Here is a 19002-nt window from a genome sequence, read left to right as displayed (position 1 = left end):
CCCTCTAACCCGGTATTCTCGCTATATACTTCTCAATCTGCTGGATCTGCTCAACGATCTGAGGGGTCTTTGGCTTCAGTGCCTTGGCTTTGCGGAAGAAATCTTTTGCTGAGCGAAACTCGCGTCGGGTCATCATGATTGAACACATCTGGAGGTAGGCGGCAGCTTCATTTTCTTTATCAGGAAGGCCTTTGCGCAGGGCAGAGCGGATATAGTTCTCCGCACCCTTGATATCACTTCTCTGCATCGCGATCATCCCCATTTGCAACAGGCTGGCACCTTCAGCTTCTTTCATGGGCATACCGAGATCAAGGCCCTTTTTCATCATCTTCTCCGCACCATCAAAGTCCTGCTTCATCATAGCGATATTGCCCTTCAACGTGTAGTAAACAGAACGGATAGGCTTATAAAGTAGCTGCGGATATTTAATGGACGATAAAACCTTTTCAGCACCTTCCATATCACCCGATTCCATATACTCCTGGATAAGGCGCATGGGGCCAAAAAAGAAATGGCCAAAAATCAGCACCACCCCAATCAGGTAAGGGAGGAATGCAGGCCAGAAACCCGCATAAATATTTGTGATTATAGCAATGATTAGAAATAAGGCCGCCAGTTGGAGCCTGTATTTGATAACAATAGTGTAAAACTTCATAGTTGTGAAATGGACCGCAAAGATAGGGAACTGGGGGTGGTTTAAAAATCATCATTGGCTTCAATCCAATAGCCGTCGGGATCCTGGAACCAGATCTGCCTGATTCCATCAACCCTGATGTTCACCTTGCCCTTTGTGCCAGCCCAATCTTCAAAAGAGATATTATGCTTTTTCAGGGTGGCTATGAGCGCATCCAGGTCACCTGAACTAAAACATAAATGGGTATTCTTATTAGGAACCGGATCATTTGGTTTTCGACCCTGGATCAAATGCAGATGCGCCTTATCACCGATGGAGAACCATGTATGCAGGCCATCATGAAAAGGTTCCGGGATGGTATCAAGTCCGATTATATCATCATAGAAAGGTGCGCTCACTTTCAGGTCGGTAACTGATAACGCCATATGATTGATGCGGGCTTTACCCTTTGCAGGCTGGGCATTACTATCGGTGCTCATAATCAAGACAGTAAAAATTAATGCGATAGGTATGATGAAATATTTCATGCGAAAACTCTCCTGCTGTTAAGCTAGCGATTTTTCCGAATAGGTGCGACGTAATGTCAAAACCTGTATTTTTGCTGCCCCGGAATTCAGATTCCGATGGTCCCGTAGTTCAATGGATAGAATAGAAGTTTCCTAAACTTTAGATACAGGTTCGATTCCTGTCGGGACTACTCCGTCCGCCGAAGCTTTAGCGTAGGCGGGCCTTCCTCCACCTTCAGCACTTGAAGGCCTTCACCATCTGAGAGGTAAGAGGTAAGATTTTGCTTACTTACGCCAATCGGTTCCTGAATTCACTTGGAGTTACACCTAACAATTTTTTTACGTAACGGGTGAAAAAGGAACGGCTTGAGAACTCCATCTTATCGGCAATCTCAGCAATATTTAGATTTTTGTTTTTCAGAAGCAGTATAATTCTTTCCTTGGCGTACCGTTGTATCCATTCCGATGCGGTAACATCCGTATTTTGTTTACTTACGTAGTTCAAATGCTTCGCAGTAATGTTCAGCCGATTGGCGTAAAACTGCACTTCACGTTCTTCCATACAATGTTCTTCTACCAGGTGCATAAACTGCTCGTACAGCGATCCACTTTCTACCGTGCGTTTCCGGCGCTCATATTCATTTGCAAAGATGTGCCACATTTCAAAAAGGAACAGCTGCATCTGTAATTGCAGTGTTTCATTGTAAAACCGATGTCCGGATTCCAGAAATCTATTATATAGAAGTGAAAAGTTCGAAACGACTTTTACCTTGTCATTTTTATCGTATAAGTGCAATATTGGATTTGCCCTGGAATGTAATATGACATCAATACTCCAGTTTTGATCAGGAATATTATTGTCCAGAAAACTTTTTTCTATAAATAAGACATGTGCTTTGAAAATTCTTGAAAAGCTGATGTCTGTCACTTGGCTATTGGCAAACCAAAATACAAATTCACCCGCTTTAGCTGAATATGATTTATTATTGAAAACAAAGTTTATAGACCCTCTGGTACACAGTATATGCGTATGATAATGTTCTATATAGTATTCTGGAAATTTCCCGATCCTGGAAAATTCCTGCAAGATGATCTTCTCCATATCTCCTAACTCATTTGCGGATTGCTGCCTTTTGTAAGTATACGTAATATTTGAAACTATTTGCGTAATAAGTGTACCAATTAGCTTATCAAGCTATATTACCTTTACAGAGTAAAGACTTTAAAACATGGATGTACAAGGCACAGATATTTTTCAAAGGTTATTAAATGGTGAAGCTGTTCCATTCAGCGATCCGGATTATTTCAGGATTATTAATTCCTGTAATGAAACCAGAAAGTTATTGGTTCAGTTAAACGCTGCATCAGATGGGGAAGAGATTATGACTCTGTTGAGGAAGATAACAGGGTTTGACATTGATGCCACTTCAATGATTTTTCCGCCGTTTCAAGTCAACTATGGAAAGAATACCCGAATCGGGAAAAATGTGTTTATCAATTTCGATTGTACATTTCTCGATCTGGGTGGCATTACCATTGATGATGATGTAATGCTAGCTCCCAAGGTAAGTCTTGTATCTGAAGGACATCCTCTTGCAGCCAATAATCGACAGACCCTTACTGTGGGAAGAATACATATTAAAAAGAATGCGTGGATTGGTGCTAATGCCACCATTTTACAAGGCGTAACTGTAGGTGAGAATGCTATTGTGGCGGCAGGAGCCGTAGTGTCAAAGGATGTTCCTGCTAATACAGTTGTAGGCGGCATTCCTGCGAAACATATTAAAAACATCTAATGCAGTAATACTATGAAATCTCTAATAGCCTTCTTGTTCTGTCTCATCTGCCTCCAGCTTTTTGCCTGCTCTAATAAAACTAACGACATGACAGGCAACCCCAATAATGTTTTAAATAAAGACAGTATGAAACTGAAAATAATAATCGGCACAATTGCTTTCACTGCAACACTCTATAACAACCCTACTGTAACAGCATTTAAGACAAGATTGCCCATGACAGTTAACATGAGAGATTTAAATGCTAATGAAAAGTATTTTGACATGCCTGATAATCTGCCGGCTAACGCATCAAATCCGGGCACTATACAATCAGGAGATTTGATGTTATACGGCTCAAACACTTTGGTGGTTTTCTATAGATCCTTTTCAACATCATATAACTATACACCAATTGGACGTATTGATGATATGGCTGGATTGACTTCTGCACTAGGGTCAGGCAATGTAACTGTGACGTTTGCATTGCAATAGTAATAAGGATGAACATTCTCAATAATAAGATTAGCTAAATAAACTGAATAGCATGAAACCCGTGAAATGCCCGCCAAACGTAGAACATTGGCATGGAGCCAGTCCTGATGTCGGTATGCTTCAATTGTACATTTTACCTAAAACAGAAAATGGAATCGTTACCTGGTTACAGAAAGTGACAGATGAAGAATATAACAATAAGAAATAGTTTAAATGAAAATGGTTGATAACAATAATATGATTTGCATGAAAGACAATTTTGAATCATCAAGAAGAAAGTTTATTCAACAAACTTCATTTGCTGGTGCAGGATTAATACTGGCGGGTCCGTTTCAAATTTTCGGCCAATCAACTATGAAAAACATCAAGTCAAAAGGCTATGCCGCTAAAGATGCCTCTGGAAAATTAGTCCCCTGGGAATTTGAACGCAGAGCGGTGGGTGACAATGATATTCTTATTGATATCAAGTTTACCAGTATCTGCCATTCCGATATTCATCAAATGAAAGGCGATTGGGGTGCGCAGCCTTACCCGCAAGTGCCTGGACATGAAATAGCAGGTATCGTTACCGCTGTAGGCAGCAAGGTTACTAAGTTTAAAGTTGGTGACCGAGCTGGTGTTGGCTGTATGGTAGACAGCTGCATGAAATGCGAAAGCTGCAAGCATGGTGAAGAGCAGTTTTGTGACAATGGTGCTACTGTTTTCACCTATGGTTATCCTGATAAAACATCGCCTTCAGGTATTTCACAAGGCGGCTATTCCAATAACATTGTTGTGCGTGATCATTTTGCCGTCCATATTCCTGCCCACATTCCTCTTGAACAGGCAGCACCATTGTTATGTGCAGGTATAACTACTTATTCTCCATTAATGAATGCAGGTTTCAAACGTGGCGATAAGATCGGTGTGGCGGGTATAGGAGGGCTGGGACATTTAGCGGTGAAACTGGCAGTAGCGAAAGGTGCGGATGTGTATGCATTTACCACATCGCCTGATAAAGTAAATGACATACTTAGTTTTGGAGCGAAAGATGCAATCGTAGTTGATGATGTATCGAAGTTGAAGCCTTATAAAGGAAAGCTTGACTACATGATTTCTACCATTCCGACGCAATTTGATGTTGCTGCCTATGCTTCGGTGGTGAAACGGGGTGGCTTTTTTACGCAGGTAGGTATGCCAGTTGGATTCAATCTAACGCTGAGCAATATTGGATTGGCTAATACACACGTCAATTTCAACGCTTCGCTTATTGGTGGCATGCCCGAAACACAAGAGGTAGTAGACTTTTGTGCAGACAACAAGGTTTTTCCGCAAATACAGATCATTAGAGCAGATCAAATCAATGATGCCTGGACGAAAGTGCTAAACAAAGAAGCTCGTTACCGGTATGTGATTGATGCGGCAACATTTTAAATTAATTGATCGCTTTCCTTACTGCCGGAACTACTTTAGTCCCAAACAGTTCTATAGATTTCATAACCTTATTATGTGGCACATTTCCAACACTCGCCTGGGCCAGGAATCGGGTATTACCGAACAATTCATGTTCATATAAAATTTTATCTATCACCTGCTGAACACTGCCTACCATCAAGGCTGCTTTGGGAGTTCGGAGCGCTTCATATTGGTCGCGGGTCAGCGGCGACCAACCTCTTTCTTTACCAACCCTGTTCATCATCTTAGCGTAGTAAGGATAAAATTCATCTGCTGCCTGTTGTGAATCTTCTCCTATGTAAACATGATTGTTGATGCCCAGTTGCATACTTTTCTCATCCTTACCCGTTCTCTTTAAAGTCTCTTTATAAAGATTTACAAACGAAGCAAATTGATGCGGCATTCCCCCAATGATAGCCAGCATAAGTGGTAAGCCAAGAGTTGCCGCTCTAACAGCAGATGATGGTGTGCCTCCTGCCGCAAGCCACACAGGAATGGATGATTGAAATGGACGCGGATAAACTCCGCGGTTTTTTATGGATGGCCGGTGCTTTCCTTCCCAGGAAATTACCTCGCTTTTATTGAGTGCTAATAACAGATCTAACTTCTCTGTAAACAGTTCATCATAGTCTTCCAGGTCATTGCCAAACAAAGGAAATGATTCTATAAATGATCCACGACCTGCCATTATCTCGGCTCTTCCACCCGACAATAAATCTACTGTTGCAAATTGCTGGTAAACACGAACGGGATCATCAGAACTTAATACTGTAACCGCACTGGCAAGCCTGATATTTTTAGTTATTGCCGCCGCTGCACCAAGTATAACGGCTGGTGATGATACTGCGTAATCAGGTCGGTGATGTTCACCTACTCCAAATACATCAAGGCCGAGCTGATCAGCCAATTGAATTTCTTCCAGCAGATCTTTAATACGCTGCTCTCCGTTAATTCCATTTCCCGGTAAATTTTCGGGTTCCATGTCTGCGAAAGTGATTAATCCTAATTCCATCCTTTAAATATTTAATTCCGTTGTTCTGTGATGTTTTTTCTTACACAAAACTACTAAATGCCTAAATCACACCCCTTGACTTAGGGTAAGAAATGGCATTGATAAAAATCAATGAAATATCGCCATAAATTTGCATCTTAGATATTGTGAAAAATTCCCCTTCAGAGAGTTCCATTGAGCCACTGCTTACTTATTTTGATGGACTTATTCCATTAAATGCGGATGAGAAGGAGTTCGTTATTGAAAAATTCCACTCCCGTCTCTTTCGCAAACGTCAGTACCTCCTTCAGGAAGGAGATATATGTATGCAACTCTATTTTGTTGTAAGGGGATGTTTGAGAATGTATAAAATTGATGAGAAAGGCAATACCCATATCATTCAATTCGCAGCAGAAAATTACTGGATCAATGACCTTGGTAGTTACCATGGCCAAAAACCTTCTGCATTGAATATTGATGCACTGGAAGATACTGTTGTTCTGCAAATTAGCAGAGACGACCTCATCGCGCTCTATATGCAAGCCCCAAAGTTTGACCGTATTTTTCGGGTGCTATTGGAGAAAAGCTTCATTCGCTTACAGGAACGATTGCTTCAGAATATCAGTTCCACCGCCGATGAGCGATACCAGTCCTTCCTTGAAATCTATCCTCACTTAATGAACCGCCTCTCACAAGTTCAGATAGCCGCTTATTTAGGGATAACGCCCGAATTTTTAAGCCGCCTGCGAAACAAGCGCAGCAAGGCTTCCAATTCTTCCAATTCTTAAACCAGATCAAGAGTATTTCTTAAACAAGGTCATTGGAGCACATTGCCCCATTGGCGGAGCTTTGCATTAACAAAGAATGCTAAAACAATTCACAATGTCTACAACAAAGCACCCAATAGTATTGATCTTAATAATGCTGGGCATACTCATTAACAGTTCTGTTTCATCTTCAGCCCAGGACAACAAGCTTGCATATTCAATTCCTGAAGGCGGAAATATTTATGTAAATGCAAATACAGGCAATAATGCTAATAGCGGTATTCTAACTAGTCCTCTTAAAACGTTGAACGAAACAGCAAAAAGAATAAATAGTGCCAAAGGCAAGGGGCCAATTTCAGTTTTTATTTCCAAAGGAATTTATGCCCTTGAGGAAACAGCGGATTTTAATCCGGTGGATTGGGAGTTTTCGAAAGAAAACCGTTTAACAATCCGTGCAGAAGTTCTTCCTGATGATTCTAACTGGAATCCCGGAGATATGCCTGTAATACTATCTACTATGCCTTTTTCGGTAGAGAAAAATGATAGTAATAAAATAACCGGTGGACAAAATTTTGGGATCATGATTCAGGAAAGTCATGTCACTATCCAGGGACTTAGAATTTTGGGAGAGCCTGTTCATGAGAATCCATACCCGGGTATTTTAATCCGGAATTATCCGATTATTTGGGAGGGGAAAAACCTTGAGGACCTCAGGGTAACACAATGTTTGTTTATTGGGAACAAGTACGTCATGGCAAATCACCTGGGGGTTTTAGCAAATGGTAGTGGATTGGAAGTGGATCATTGTCTGTTCTATGGTGTTAAGGATGCCGTGGTTATGTGGAATAGTCCCGCTGCTAAATCTTCCTTTCACCACAACCTGATTGTTGATAGCTATGGTGGTATTGTCTGGACCTGGTCTGCCACAGACGATTTCAAATTCTACAACAATGTTGTAAGTAATGCAAATGTGTTATGGATGCTTGATAAAGAAGAAAAGCTATCCTATAGCATAGATAATTCAGTAATAGTTGGATACAATTCTCTTGTCAATAAAGGCGGAGGCGCCCATGGATTTGGAGAAAAAGCCAACCAGTCGAAGATCACGATCAATAAGAATGTAACCTTAAGAAAGGATGGGAGATTGGAGATAGTAGAAGACCTGACAAGTAAAAGATTCCTGCATATTAAACCCGGCACACTGGGTGCCGATCTGCGAGCTGGATTATTTACCAAATGATCCGGTTCAGTATTCCGATTCTTGAACCAGATCAAGACTCTTTCTTAAACAAGGTCATTGGAGGAAGCTGATCTCACGACGGAACTTTGCATTAACAAAATAATTTTTATAAAAATACATTCATATGAAACTTAAATCAAAAGTAGCAGTTATCGGTCTTGGTAACATTGGAACTGCAGTTGCGGCTAATCTTATAAAAGCTAATCGTTCAGTAATTGTTGCGGACAGAAAAATTGAGAAGGCAAATGAGTTTGCTCAACAAGCTGGAAACCTTGCTCAGCCTCTGGCAATTCCAGATGCTATCAAAGAAGCAGACATTATTGTTTTTGCTGTTTGGTTTGATGCAATCAAGGAGCTCTTCATAACCTATAAGGATGAACTGAATGGTAAAATCATCGTTGACCCATCCAATCCTATTGCACCAGATGAGAAGGGTGGATTTAAGAAGATCATTGGCGAAAATGAGTCTGCAGGTGAAATTCTCTCTGCCCTACTTCCCCCCGGAGCCAAACTTGCAAAAGCACTAGGAACATTGGGTGCTGCATCGCTTTCTGGTACTGCTTTTCAAAAGCCTGACGCCGCAGTGCTCTTTTATGCATCCGACGTTTCAAGCATCAATAACGACATAGAAGAACTTATTCGAGATAATGGGTTTGAACCAGTTAATGTGGGCGAAATTGACCAGTCAATTCGAATTGAAGTGTTTGGAGACCTCCATGAGTTTGGTGCCATGGGTAAAGCTGTAACCTTATCAGAAGCAAGAGAAAAGGTACTTGTAACTAATTAAAACATCCTTCAACAATTTAAATAAGAAAACATGAAATCATTATTATTCGCAATCGTAATATTAGGATCACTTTTATTTTTTCCAAGTAAAGCAGAAGCGCAGACAAATGCTAAAGTTGAAATTGAGAAACTGATCTTCGCTTATCGTGACGCATTAAACGCCTCAGATGCAAACAAAGTTGTAAGCCTTTATACCTCGCAGGGTGTATTACTGGCAAATGCAGCTCCCACTGCTGAAGGGGCCGAACAGGTAAAGGGTACTTACCAGTATGTATTCGATAATTACAAATACAGTCTGGAATTTACAATCATTGAGATTATTGTTAATGGGAACTATGCCTTCGCCAGGTCAACATCAAAAGGCTCCTTCATTATAAAGGCAAGCGGTCAAACTGTAGCAGATGAAAACCGGGAGCTGTTCGTATTCGAGAAAGTTAATGGCAATTGGAAGATTGCAAGATATATGTACAATAAGGCAAAATAAGCTAATGATATAATTACTATCAACGAATACAAAAAAGTAAATAATGAAAAATAGAATCTCAAAGTCAATACATTTTACCTTATTATTAATTTCAGCATTTGTCATAATCCAAAGCTGTCAATCTTCAACTTCCACCTCCAATACTTCAATTGATAGTATAGACAGCCTGAAGAGAATTGCACTTCAGTTAACCGCATCAAACGACAGTATTTCCAGTCGCCTGAAAATATTTGATGCCTTGGACTATGATGTGTTCAGTAATCAAAAGTGGGATCGGATAAAAGAAAGTCATGCACAAAATATTAAAGTGTTCTGGCCTGATGGTCATATAACTGAGGGGATTGATGTGCATATTGAAGACCTGAAGAAACTTTTTGTACATGCTCCCGACACCCGTATCAAAGAACATCCTATAATGTTCGGCTCTGATAACTATACCCTTGTTACAGGTGTTTTTGAAGGAACTTTTACAAAGCCAATGCCAATCGGGAATGGTAAATTTATTCAGCCCACCGGGAAAGCATTCAAAATGCCTATGGCAACTGTTGGTATTTGGGAGAATGGAGTGATGAAAGAAGAGCATCTCTTCTGGGATAACCAAACCTATGCAACACAAATCGGATTGTAATGAAGTTCACGTTAATTTCTCTGCTTGCACTATTTTACCTGTCGGGATTATGCCAGCAGCAGTGCATAGTTTCCTTTTTGGAACAATAACTTATTTCGATATCAGTTAACTTTAATAAATGTTCAGGATGAAATGCTTCTCCTTATCAATAATGGCTTTCAGTTTGCTTATTGCTGGCAATTTGAACGCCCAGTCGATAAACTTGAATTCGGGTAATCTGGAAGCAGTAAATGTTCGCATATCATTTGAAAAAATGAATTCCAAAAATGCTGTAAAAGCTATTAAAGATTCCAGTATCAAAGAATTTGACGAACCCACATTTATTAAGATCAAAAACCTAAACTTTCAAAATGGTACCATTGAGGTAAAAGTTTTAAGCAAACTTTTAAAGAATGTGCCCGCATTCGCCAGAGGCTTTATAGGCATCGCTTTTCGTATTAACGATGATAATACTAAGTATGAAAGCATTTATTTACGCCCCACCAATGCAAGAGCAGGTGACCAGGTAAGGCGCAATCATTCCATACAATATTATTCCTATCCCGATTACAAATTTGATAGACTGAGAAAAGAGTCACCTGAAAAGTATGAATCCTATTCAGATATGGAAATGGGTAAATGGATAACGATGAGAATAGAGGTGAAGGGTTCGGTTGCAAAATTGTTCCTTGGTAATAACACTCAACCCTCATTGATTGTTACTGACCTGAAGCATGGTGCGGATATATCGGGCTCTATTGGTCTTTGGGTGGACATTGGAACAGAAGGTTATTTCTCCGACTTAAAGATAAATACAGAGAAATATTAAACCCCGGTTGAAGTTTTTCAACCGGGGTTTGTGTATGGCACAACTGAGGCCTAAACATTCCCATAAATATTGCTCTGACCTCCGTCAATGGCAATGGTCTGCCCGTTTACATACGAAGCATCATCACTCAACAGGAAAGCAACCACTTTTGCTACCTCTTCCGGTAATCCCAATCGCTTGGTCGGATTCGCTTTTGCATAATCCGCCTCAGCCGCTTTAGGATCGGCTGGATTTACCTGCTTAAATGCTTCTGCAACCATTGGCGTCAGTATTGCTCCAGGAGCTATGGCATTGGAAATAATCCCATCCCTTCCATATTCCAGTGCTGCATTTTTTGTCATACCCGAAACAGCGTGCTTGCTGGCAACATAAGGCATTTGATTAAGCACCCCACGTATGCCTCCTACAGAAGCGACGTTTACAATCCGGCCATACTGCTGCTTTTGCATAACGGGGATTATATAACGTAATGCATAGTAAACTCCCATCAGGTTTATATCAATCACCTTTTTGAATATATTGATATCATATTCCGTAATAGCAGCCTGCCTTCCCTCAATCCCGGCATTGTTGTAAAGGCCATCAATTCGACCAAATTCCTTCACTGTTATATCCACATAATTCTTTACCGCTTCCTCACTTGATACATCCGCTACCACAGTAATGATCTTTACAGCAGGAAATTCCTTGCTGATTTCATCCTTCGCCTCATCCAATACTTTCGAATTGTAATCCACTAAGCTTAGCGATGCTCCTCTTGAAGCAAGCTCTTTTGCTGCGGCTAATCCAAGTCCCATCGCAGCACCTGTAATAATGATTACTTTGTTTTCAAACGTTTTCATATAATTTATTTTGAAGGTTACCTATCCAAACTTTACGGATGTCATGGTCAATGATCCGGCAACCGCCTTATCATTGAAGAATGACACTGCATCATTTGTTTTCTTTAGTCCAAGTGTGTATAATAATGGCAGATAGTGCTCAGGGGTAGGAATAGCCAGCATCGCCTCCTTACCCAGGCCTTGATAATTTATCAATTGCTTATGATCATTATCCATGATCAATTCCTTGAACCTGCTGTTCATTTGTAATGCCCAGTCAAATCCGAATTCATTCTCATTCAGCTTATCCCAGGCAACCATACGAAGATTATGGACCATATTACCGCTCCCGATAATCAACACACCTTTCTTTCTTAAGGCCTGCAACTCCCTGGCCAGGTCATAATGATACTGGGGACCCTTTGTATAGTCAATGCTTAACTGAAGCACCGGAATATTGGCTTGGGGATACATATGCCTCACCACCGTCCAGGTGCCATGATCTAAACCCCAGTCATGGTCTAATTCAACCTGCGCCGAATGAACCAATGCTGCCGTTTCCTTTGCTAGTACCGGATTGCCCGGGGCATTGTATTGCACATCAAAAAGTTCTTGCGGAAATCCACCGAAATCATGAATGGTTTTGGGGAAATCCATGGCGGTTATTTTGGTGCCCTTGCTAAACCAATGCGCCGAAACAACCAATACCGCTGCAGGTGTTGGGATCTCCTTTGCCATCGCGGCCCAGCGCCGGCTGAATGCAGTATCCTCAATCCCATTCATGGGTGAGCCATGGCCAATGAACAGAACAGGCATTGCCTGCTCCTGTTCTTTTAGCGTATCGGTAAATTTATTGAATGCTGATAATGCTGTCATAGTAATTGCTCCTTTGACGAATGTCTTTATGAATTCTTACCTTTTCATTGAGTCTTATTGGTAAATGGCCAATGTTGGATCTTTCTCTTCCCTCTGATTACTGCTTTTTGCTTTTTCGCCTCCCAGTAAGTAGTCGATCGAATATTTTCCGCTACCACCAAAAAGTAATACCAGGTATACGAGTAAATATTGCAGTCCCGGTTCTTTCTTCGACATCGGATCAGTGGCATGTATTAAAAACACCGCAACCAACATGGTTATAATAAGCGGAACGACCGCGATCCTTGTTCCAAATCCTACCAGTATTAAAAGCGAACAGAGAACTTCTGAAAAAATTGTCAGTCCCAATGATACCTCTGCACTCATTCCCATTACCCGCGGAAACTGTACCGGACCTCCTGACAACAACATCATCAATTTGGGAATGCCGTGGGTGAGCATCAATCCTGCTATTCCAATCCTGGCAATTAATAATGCTGTATCTGTTGCCTTTGAATTATTATTTACACTGAATATCTTTCTCATGATAATTACGGCTTTTGTGTGAACTCACCATCTGCTTTGATCTTGACTTCATCACTGATCATTGGTGCAGGAAAATTTGGTCCTACTTTAAAATCAGAACGATTAATTTTTCCGGTTAACTGGAACCCTGCTGTTTTTGCTTTCGACTGCGGATTATCTACAGTTCCCCTATACCAGAGGTCCATGGTTACCGGCTTTGTTATATCGCGGATGGTTAGATTACCAGTAAGTTTGTACCTATCCTTTCCACTCTTTTTAATGGATGTACTTGTAAAGCTCATCTTTGGAAACTTTTCTGTTTCAAAGAAGTCAGCACTTTTTAAATGGTTATCACGCATTTCTATCTCAGTATCAATTGAACCAACATCGGCTGTAAGCGTGAATACTGCGTCACTGAAGTTTGCCTGGTTTCCGCTGATTGTTACCTCAAAGGTCTTGAATAATCCGGCTACATCAGAGATGCCAAGGTGCGTTGTACTGAATGCCAGCTTCGAATGCATAGGGTCTGATTTCCAGGTTGTTTGTGCAAATGCGGCACTGCTTAGAAATGCGAGCGTAAGAAACGTTAATACCTTTTTCATGTTTTTTTAGTTGAAATGTTTAATTATTAATTATGTAAAATTTTCCATCCTGCTAACCAGTTATAGTTATTTTTTAATCCTATCTGTATCAGCAGTAGTTGCATATTTTCTAATGTTCTGCTTACTTGTAATTCACCAGCAATAATGGGATTGAATCCCGCTGTGCTTACCAGCTCAGAAACTGTTTTCAAGGCTTCTTCATCATTACCCGCTATGAAAGCATCCACTTGCTTGCCATCAATCACAGGTGTAAAAAAGTCGGCTGCGAATGTGGTGTTGAATGCTTTTACCACTTTTGAATTTGGCAGTAATTTTTGCAACTCTTCGGCTGCACTGGTATCCGGTGAAGTAACCAATCCATCATATGTGCTGTTCAAAGGATTGGAAATACTGATAACGATCTTTTGATTTGCCTTCTCCCTGATCTTTTCTGCTACCGCTTTCTCCGCCGCATAAGGAACCGCCGCAATGATTATATCCGCTTCCCAGGTGGCCTCCACCGAACATTCAATTCCTTCCACATCTGCAGCGTCATTTTCTTTTCTTATCTGTTTTGCCAGCGTCTTCGCCTCCTCGGGCTTTCCTGCAATAAGGAGAAGCCGGTAATTGCCACGGGCCAGACTTTTTGAAATAGCAGATCCCATATTTCCGGTAGCACCAATCACTGCTATTGTTTGTTTTGTCCTCATGTTTCATTCATTTCGATAAGGCAAAATTAGCCCATGGCAATGCCCTGCTCCAATGCGTTGAAACAAGAAAAAGCATTGATTTTAGTCAATGCTTATAGTAAATGGGATGATTATTTCTTAGTGGCGATCTTCCTTCTGATGCGGCTTAATGTTTCCGGCTGCAGCCCCATATAAGAGGCAATCATATGCTGTGGAACCCTCTCCACTATAGTAGGATAGAGCGCAGTGAGGTTTTTATACCTTTCTTCCAAAGGTGAACTGATAATAGATGTAAGTCTTTTCTGCATCGCTATATAGGCACCGGTTACCTGGATCCTGAAATAGGTTTCGTATTTGGGAAGTTTAAGCAATAAATCTTCATGTGCAGCTTTGCTTATCAGCACCAGCTCTGAATCTTCTAAAGCATCAATATTATAAGTAGCAGGCTCGCCAGTCAGAAAACTATAGAGGTCCGAAATTGTCCATCCTTCCAAAGCAAACTGGATGATATGCTCTTTTCCAATTTCATCTACCGAATATGCTCTTAAAGCTCCTTTTTCAACAAATGCCATGAACTTGCAAACATCAGTCTCCTGTAATAAATATTGCTTTTTTCGCAGCTTCTTAGGCGTTAGATAAGTTTTAATTAAAGCTTCTTCTTCCTCCGTAAGCTTTACCTTACTGTTGAAATTATGCAGGAATAATTCGTACATGAAAACTTTATTGTTGGCACAATTTACATCAGCAACAACGCACTCAACTTCCATAACCCAACTATTATTTGAAATTCCTCTAACTGCACTAAGAGTAAGCAGGAATCCTGCCTTGTTAAACAGCACAATTACTGCTATTTTCACGTATTAAAATCAAAGAGCCGGTGCAAGAGACGGGACGAAAAAAGATACCTCTCCCTTTTTTACAGGGTGGGGGTGAAATGGGAGAAAAGATGCGTAACCATAACTGGTCACAATCTTTGGTTGGCGAGCCTGAAAACTGGCCACAGAACCTGCGTATATACCTAAGCCTGCTGCTGAATTCCCGCTTTCCCATGTTTTTATTCTGGGGACCGGAATCTATCTGCTTTTACAACGATGCCTATCGCCCCAGCCTCGGTGATAATGGCAAACATCCGGGTATACTGGGAATGCCCGGTAAAGAGGCATGGCCGGAGATCTGGGATTTTATTGGTCCGCTCATTCAAAAAATTCTGGAAGGCGGTGAAGCGATCTGGTATGAAGACCAGTACCTGCCCATCTTTCGGAATGGACAAATGGAAGATGTTTACTGGACTTTCAGCTATAGTCCCGTAACAGATGAATCCGGTAATCCCGCCGGGGTGTTCGTTACATGTACTGAAACCACAAAATCAGTGACAAGTTTCCGGCAATTACAGGAGAGTGAATCATATCTCGAAATCCTCAGCAATACCGTGCCGGCAATGATTTTTTATGTGGATAAAGATCAGCGGTACAGGTCATACAACCAGCGCTTCATGGAGTGGTTTAATGTTGGTTCCAAGGAAGTTATTGGCAAAACGGTTCTTGAATTTGTTGGTGAAAAAGCATACCAGATGGTATTCCCCCATCTTTCCAGGGCCTACAATGGAGAACAGGAACAATATGAAATGAGATCTCCCGCCCGAATGAATGATAACCGATGGCTTCGGATCGTCTATACACCGCATAAATCAGAAGAGGGGGAAGTGCTTGGCGTTATTGTTCACGCCACAGATATTACTGAACGCAAAGAGTCGGAAATTGCCCTTCGCGAAAGCGAAGAACGGATTCGTACCCTTATTGAAGAAGCGCCTATCGCTATCTGCTTTTTCACCGGAAGGGAAATGAAAATTGAACTGGCAAACCGCCTCACATTAGAAGCATGGGGTAAAGATCATTCAGTGATTGGTATGCGTCTTGAAGATGCCGTTCCCTCCATGCAACACGATCCATATTTAAGTATATTGGATAAGGTATTTACATCAGGGGAAACTTTCAGCGATATAGCCGCCCCTGTTCAATTAATCGTGAATGGTATACCAACTACTCGTTATTATAATTATACTTTCAAACCATTGCTGAATGATTCGGGTGAAGTGTATGGAATTCTCGATATGGCGGTAGACGTTACCGAACAAGTGCTGGTGCAACAACGCATTGAAGAAAGTCGCCGCGAACTCCTCTCATCTTTTAATGATTCACCGGTTGGCCTCGCACTCATTACCGGCGATGACCTTGTCTTTAAAATGGTAAACCCATTTTATGCTTCATTAACGGGCCGTTCTGCTGAAGAGCTAATTGATAAGCCGTTACTAACGGCAATACCTGAACTAAGTGGACAGGGATTTGATGATCGCCTCAGAAAAGTAATGAGCACCGGCGAACCTTATATGGCCAAGGAGGATGTTGTTCGCGTAATGCGAAACGGTGAAGAGGTAACGATGTATATAGAACATACCTACCAGCCCCAAAGAAATGAAGGGGGTGATATTATAGCGGTGCTGGTAGTTGTGATGGATATAACACAACAAATATTATCCCGTCACAACATCGAAGAAAAGGAAGCCGCATTAAGAAATGCAGTTGAACTGGCAGAACTTGGAACCTGGTCTTTGGATATTGCTTCTAAACTTGCCACACTCTCCCACAGGCATATGGAAATGCTGGGATTGGATTCGCCCATTGCCACTCCTGAGAAACTTCTTTCCATTATTGTTGAGAATGACCGTCAAAAAGTGGAGAATGCCTTTTATAATGCCGTCAAACCGGGTTCCGAAAGCCGGTATGAGGCAGAGTATGAACTTGTAAATGAAAAAACCGGCGAGCAAAGAATTGTGAGGGCGCTGGGACAGGTTTATTTTGACAAGAATATGAATCCTGTAAAAATTGCAGGTACCGCACAGGATATCACCACCCAAAGACGTACACAGTTTGCCCTGGAGGCAGAAGTGAAAAAGCGGACCAAACAACTCGCAGAGGCAAATGAATCACTCAACAATACCATAAGGGAGCTCAATCGCTCTAATACAAACCTGGAAGAATTTGCCCATGCTGCCTCACACGATCTCAAAGAGCCTATCAGGAAGATCCACTTTTTTACACAGCATCTGAAAACCCAGTTGAATCCCCTCCTGCAGGAAACACATTTAAGTTCTTTTGCCAGAATAGAAAAAGCTACCGAAAGGATGGTTAACCTGATCGATGACCTTCTCCTTTATTCACATGTTAGTGAAAGGCCGCTTGAAATGGAAAGTATCGACCTGAACCAAAAAATTCAAAACGTACTTGACGACCTCGAATTGGATATACAGGAGAAGAAAGCCAGTATCAATATTGGAAACCTTCCTGTTATAAAAGGATACCGCCGGCAATTGCAGCAACTTTTTCAGAACCTCATCAGCAATGCTCTTAAGTATAGCAAGGCTGATGTGGCTCCCCTCATTGATATTAGCGCAACAATAATTAGTAATAATGGTCAGCATTACCATCTTATTATGGTGAAGGATAACGGTATTGGCTTCGAACAGATCTATGCAGATAAGATTTTCCAGATGTTTACCCGCCTTCATGGAAGAACAGAGTATAGCGGCACAGGGGTGGGATTATCAATAGTGAAAAAAGTAGTGGAGAACCACAACGGCTTTATTAATGCTGAAAGCATACCTGGACAGGGTACAACATTTAAAGTTCATTTTCCGGTATAACGAAATCTAATAAACATCCATGTCATACTGTATTGCAATAGAAACAATGACCGACGAAAGAAAGGCATTGCATAAAAATTACCATGATAACCATTACGGATTTCCTATCCATGATGACAATGAACTATTTGGAAGATTGATCATGGAGATCAACCAGGCCGGACTCAGTTGGGAAACCATCCTCAAAAAGGAAGCGGGCTTCCGTGAAGCATATCATAATTTCAATATTAAGAAAGTTGCTTCCTATAAAGAGAAGGACTTTACCCGCCTTATGAGCGATCCGGGTATCATACGCAACAGGCTGAAAATACAGGCAGCCATAGAGAACGCTAAGACCATTTTACAGCTTCAGAATGACCACGGTTCATTCAAAAGCTGGCTCGAACTTCACCATCCCAAAACAAAAGAAGAATGGGTGAAGCATTTCAAGAAAACCTTTCGCTTTACCGGCGGCGAAATCGTAAATGAATTTCTTATGAGTATTGGCTTCCTTCCTGGAGCACATAGTGATTCCTGCCCTGTGTATAAGAAAATCCTGAAGGCCAAACCTAAATGGAAGGAGGCAGTATTATGAAAGGGATTTTAAGGCAACATATTGAATGTTATGTTTTAATAAGTCGGGACCAAACATTCCGACTTTTTAGAAGTTTTTCTTAAGTTGAGTTATAGTTGGTCTTAAAACCTAATATAGTTCAGTAATGAAGCACCTTATCCTGATTTCCATTTTATTGTTTTCTATAATAGACGCACACTCACAAAAATCAATGCCGGGTTTCTATATTAACCTCGAAAATGATACTATCGAAACGCAGATAAGAATCAGGAAGGGTGTATTTGGCCAAACAACAAATGATTTCATTGATGAAGTTGAAGTTGGCGACAGCTTAACAGGTTTTAAAAAGTATGGTCCTGATGATATAAAGGGATATGGGTTTATCTCTGGTAGCAATAAAGTCTTCTTATTGTCAAAACCGATCAAAAATGGTTCAAAGAAATTTCTTGCTCCCTTTTATATCGGCCCTAAATCAAGCCTCTACCAATATGGTTTTCGTAGTTCCGGTGGCGGAGCCATCGCCTCACAGCAAACATTTTACACTTTTGAAAAATCAGACGGCAGCTACCTTTTCTTAAGAGATATTGTAAATAAAAAATTTAAAGCTGAAGTAAAGGAGTTTTACAAAGACAATACAGAGGTGCAGCAAATAATTGATACAAAACTTAAGTACTGGTTAGATTTGAAGAAGGATCTTACAGAGATATTAACTGCTGCCAATAAATAATCC

At 41.0% G+C, this 19002-nt stretch carries 22 protein-coding genes and 1 tRNA gene; 13 read left to right on the top strand and 10 right to left on the bottom strand.

Translation table 11 applies throughout. The features are described 5' to 3' along the window. Window positions 1-4 precede the first annotated feature (4 nt). Together V6M43_RS12525 and V6M43_RS12520 are read right to left on the bottom strand one after the other, a co-directional pair. A complete protein-coding gene (locus V6M43_RS12525) occupies window positions 5-655 on the bottom strand; it encodes a tetratricopeptide repeat protein (RefSeq protein ID WP_039130860.1) in 651 nt (216 codons plus the stop codon). 41 nt (window positions 656-696) lie between these two features. Then, window positions 697-1113, bottom strand: coding sequence for a VOC family protein (locus V6M43_RS12520; RefSeq protein WP_332735735.1), 417 nt, complete (start codon window positions 1111-1113; stop codon window positions 697-699). A 146-nt stretch (window positions 1114-1259) separates the two neighbouring features. On the opposite strand from V6M43_RS12520, the gene V6M43_RS12515 reads away from it, so the two are divergent. Continuing rightward, window positions 1260-1331, top strand: a tRNA-Arg gene (locus V6M43_RS12515). Window positions 1332-1429: 98 nt separating this feature from the next. Here V6M43_RS12515 and V6M43_RS12510 read toward each other — a convergent pair. Continuing rightward, window positions 1430-2068, bottom strand: coding sequence for an AraC family transcriptional regulator (locus V6M43_RS12510; protein ID WP_332735733.1), 639 nt, complete (start codon window positions 2066-2068; stop codon window positions 1430-1432). A 301-nt stretch (window positions 2069-2369) separates the two neighbouring features. Between V6M43_RS12510 and V6M43_RS12505 the strand changes: the two genes are divergently transcribed. From V6M43_RS12505 to V6M43_RS12495, 3 genes are all read left to right on the top strand, one after another. Further along, window positions 2370-2936, top strand: coding sequence for a DapH/DapD/GlmU-related protein (locus V6M43_RS12505; RefSeq protein WP_332735731.1), 567 nt, complete (start codon window positions 2370-2372; stop codon window positions 2934-2936). 87 nt (window positions 2937-3023) lie between these two features. Then, complete coding sequence (locus tag V6M43_RS12500; protein WP_332735729.1) at window positions 3024-3410, top strand: cyclophilin-like fold protein; 387 nt, start codon at window positions 3024-3026, stop codon at window positions 3408-3410. A 246-nt stretch (window positions 3411-3656) separates the two neighbouring features. Continuing rightward, window positions 3657-4823 carry an NAD(P)-dependent alcohol dehydrogenase gene (locus V6M43_RS12495; RefSeq protein ID WP_332735727.1) on the top strand — a complete coding sequence of 389 codons (1167 nt, stop codon included), beginning with the start codon at window positions 3657-3659 and terminating at the stop codon, window positions 4821-4823. 1 nt (window position 4824) lies between these two features. Here V6M43_RS12495 and V6M43_RS12490 read toward each other — a convergent pair whose 3' ends face one another. Then, window positions 4825-5856: an LLM class flavin-dependent oxidoreductase gene (locus V6M43_RS12490; RefSeq protein ID WP_332735725.1), complete on the bottom strand. Its 1032-nt coding sequence runs from the start codon at window positions 5854-5856 to the stop codon at window positions 4825-4827. 146 nt (window positions 5857-6002) lie between these two features. Here V6M43_RS12490 and V6M43_RS12485 point away from each other — a divergent pair, with 146 nt between their 5' ends. The 6 genes from V6M43_RS12485 (at window position 6003) to V6M43_RS12460 (ending at window position 10548) form a co-directional block, all read left to right on the top strand. Beyond that, window positions 6003-6623, top strand: a complete 621-nt coding sequence (locus tag V6M43_RS12485; RefSeq protein WP_332735723.1) for a Crp/Fnr family transcriptional regulator — start codon at window positions 6003-6005, stop codon at window positions 6621-6623. Between the two features lie 94 nt (window positions 6624-6717). After that, window positions 6718-7842, top strand: a complete 1125-nt coding sequence (locus V6M43_RS12480; protein ID WP_332735721.1) for a hypothetical protein — start codon at window positions 6718-6720, stop codon at window positions 7840-7842. 124 nt (window positions 7843-7966) lie between these two features. Continuing rightward, window positions 7967-8629, top strand: coding sequence for an NADPH-dependent F420 reductase (locus V6M43_RS12475; protein WP_332735719.1), 663 nt, complete (start codon window positions 7967-7969; stop codon window positions 8627-8629). 30 nt (window positions 8630-8659) lie between these two features. Continuing rightward, window positions 8660-9112, top strand: coding sequence for a YybH family protein (locus V6M43_RS12470; protein ID WP_332735717.1), 453 nt, complete (start codon window positions 8660-8662; stop codon window positions 9110-9112). Window positions 9113-9155: 43 nt separating this feature from the next. Beyond that, window positions 9156-9740: an ester cyclase gene (locus V6M43_RS12465; RefSeq protein WP_332735715.1), complete on the top strand. Its 585-nt coding sequence runs from the start codon at window positions 9156-9158 to the stop codon at window positions 9738-9740. Window positions 9741-9858: 118 nt separating this feature from the next. Next, the gene (locus tag V6M43_RS12460; RefSeq protein ID WP_332735713.1) at window positions 9859-10548 is read left to right on the top strand and encodes a hypothetical protein; all 690 of its coding nucleotides are present in this window, start codon (window positions 9859-9861) and stop codon (window positions 10546-10548) included. 50 nt (window positions 10549-10598) lie between these two features. On the opposite strand, the gene V6M43_RS12455 is transcribed toward V6M43_RS12460, so the two are convergent. The 6 genes from V6M43_RS12455 to V6M43_RS12430 form a co-directional block, all read right to left on the bottom strand. Then, window positions 10599-11390 carry a glucose 1-dehydrogenase gene (locus V6M43_RS12455; RefSeq protein ID WP_332735711.1) on the bottom strand — a complete coding sequence of 264 codons (792 nt, stop codon included), beginning with the start codon at window positions 11388-11390 and terminating at the stop codon, window positions 10599-10601. A 21-nt stretch (window positions 11391-11411) separates the two neighbouring features. Then, a complete protein-coding gene (gene ygiD, locus V6M43_RS12450; RefSeq protein WP_332735709.1) occupies window positions 11412-12245 on the bottom strand; it encodes a 4,5-DOPA dioxygenase extradiol in 834 nt (277 codons plus the stop codon). A gap of 54 nt (window positions 12246-12299) precedes the next feature. Beyond that, window positions 12300-12770, bottom strand: a complete 471-nt coding sequence (locus tag V6M43_RS12445; RefSeq protein ID WP_332735707.1) for a DoxX family protein — start codon at window positions 12768-12770, stop codon at window positions 12300-12302. 5 nt (window positions 12771-12775) lie between these two features. Further along, complete coding sequence (locus V6M43_RS12440) at window positions 12776-13351, bottom strand: YceI family protein (protein ID WP_332735705.1); 576 nt, start codon at window positions 13349-13351, stop codon at window positions 12776-12778. A 26-nt stretch (window positions 13352-13377) separates the two neighbouring features. Beyond that, window positions 13378-14040, bottom strand: a complete 663-nt coding sequence (locus tag V6M43_RS12435) for an NADPH-dependent F420 reductase (RefSeq protein WP_332735703.1) — start codon at window positions 14038-14040, stop codon at window positions 13378-13380. 110 nt (window positions 14041-14150) lie between these two features. Further along, window positions 14151-14876: a Crp/Fnr family transcriptional regulator gene (locus V6M43_RS12430; RefSeq protein WP_332735701.1), complete on the bottom strand. Its 726-nt coding sequence runs from the start codon at window positions 14874-14876 to the stop codon at window positions 14151-14153. A gap of 20 nt (window positions 14877-14896) precedes the next feature. Between V6M43_RS12430 and V6M43_RS12425 the strand changes: the two genes are divergently transcribed. The 3 genes from V6M43_RS12425 (at window position 14897) to V6M43_RS12415 (ending at window position 18999) form a co-directional block, all read left to right on the top strand. Continuing rightward, window positions 14897-17719 carry a PAS domain-containing protein gene (locus V6M43_RS12425; RefSeq protein WP_332735699.1) on the top strand — a complete coding sequence of 941 codons (2823 nt, stop codon included), beginning with the start codon at window positions 14897-14899 and terminating at the stop codon, window positions 17717-17719. A gap of 19 nt (window positions 17720-17738) precedes the next feature. Beyond that, window positions 17739-18293: a DNA-3-methyladenine glycosylase I gene (locus tag V6M43_RS12420; protein ID WP_332735697.1), complete on the top strand. Its 555-nt coding sequence runs from the start codon at window positions 17739-17741 to the stop codon at window positions 18291-18293. Window positions 18294-18417: 124 nt separating this feature from the next. Further along, entirely contained in the window at window positions 18418-18999 is a 582-nt protein-coding gene (locus V6M43_RS12415) for a hypothetical protein (RefSeq protein WP_332735695.1), read from the top strand. The last annotated feature ends 3 nt before the right edge of the window (window positions 19000-19002 follow it).

This window comes from Flavihumibacter sp. (assembly GCF_036676075.1).
Taxonomy (GTDB): Bacteria; Bacteroidota; Bacteroidia; order Chitinophagales; family Chitinophagaceae; genus Flavihumibacter.
The sequence above is the reverse complement of the archived record's forward strand: the minus strand, read 5'-3'. Positions and strand labels throughout refer to the sequence as shown.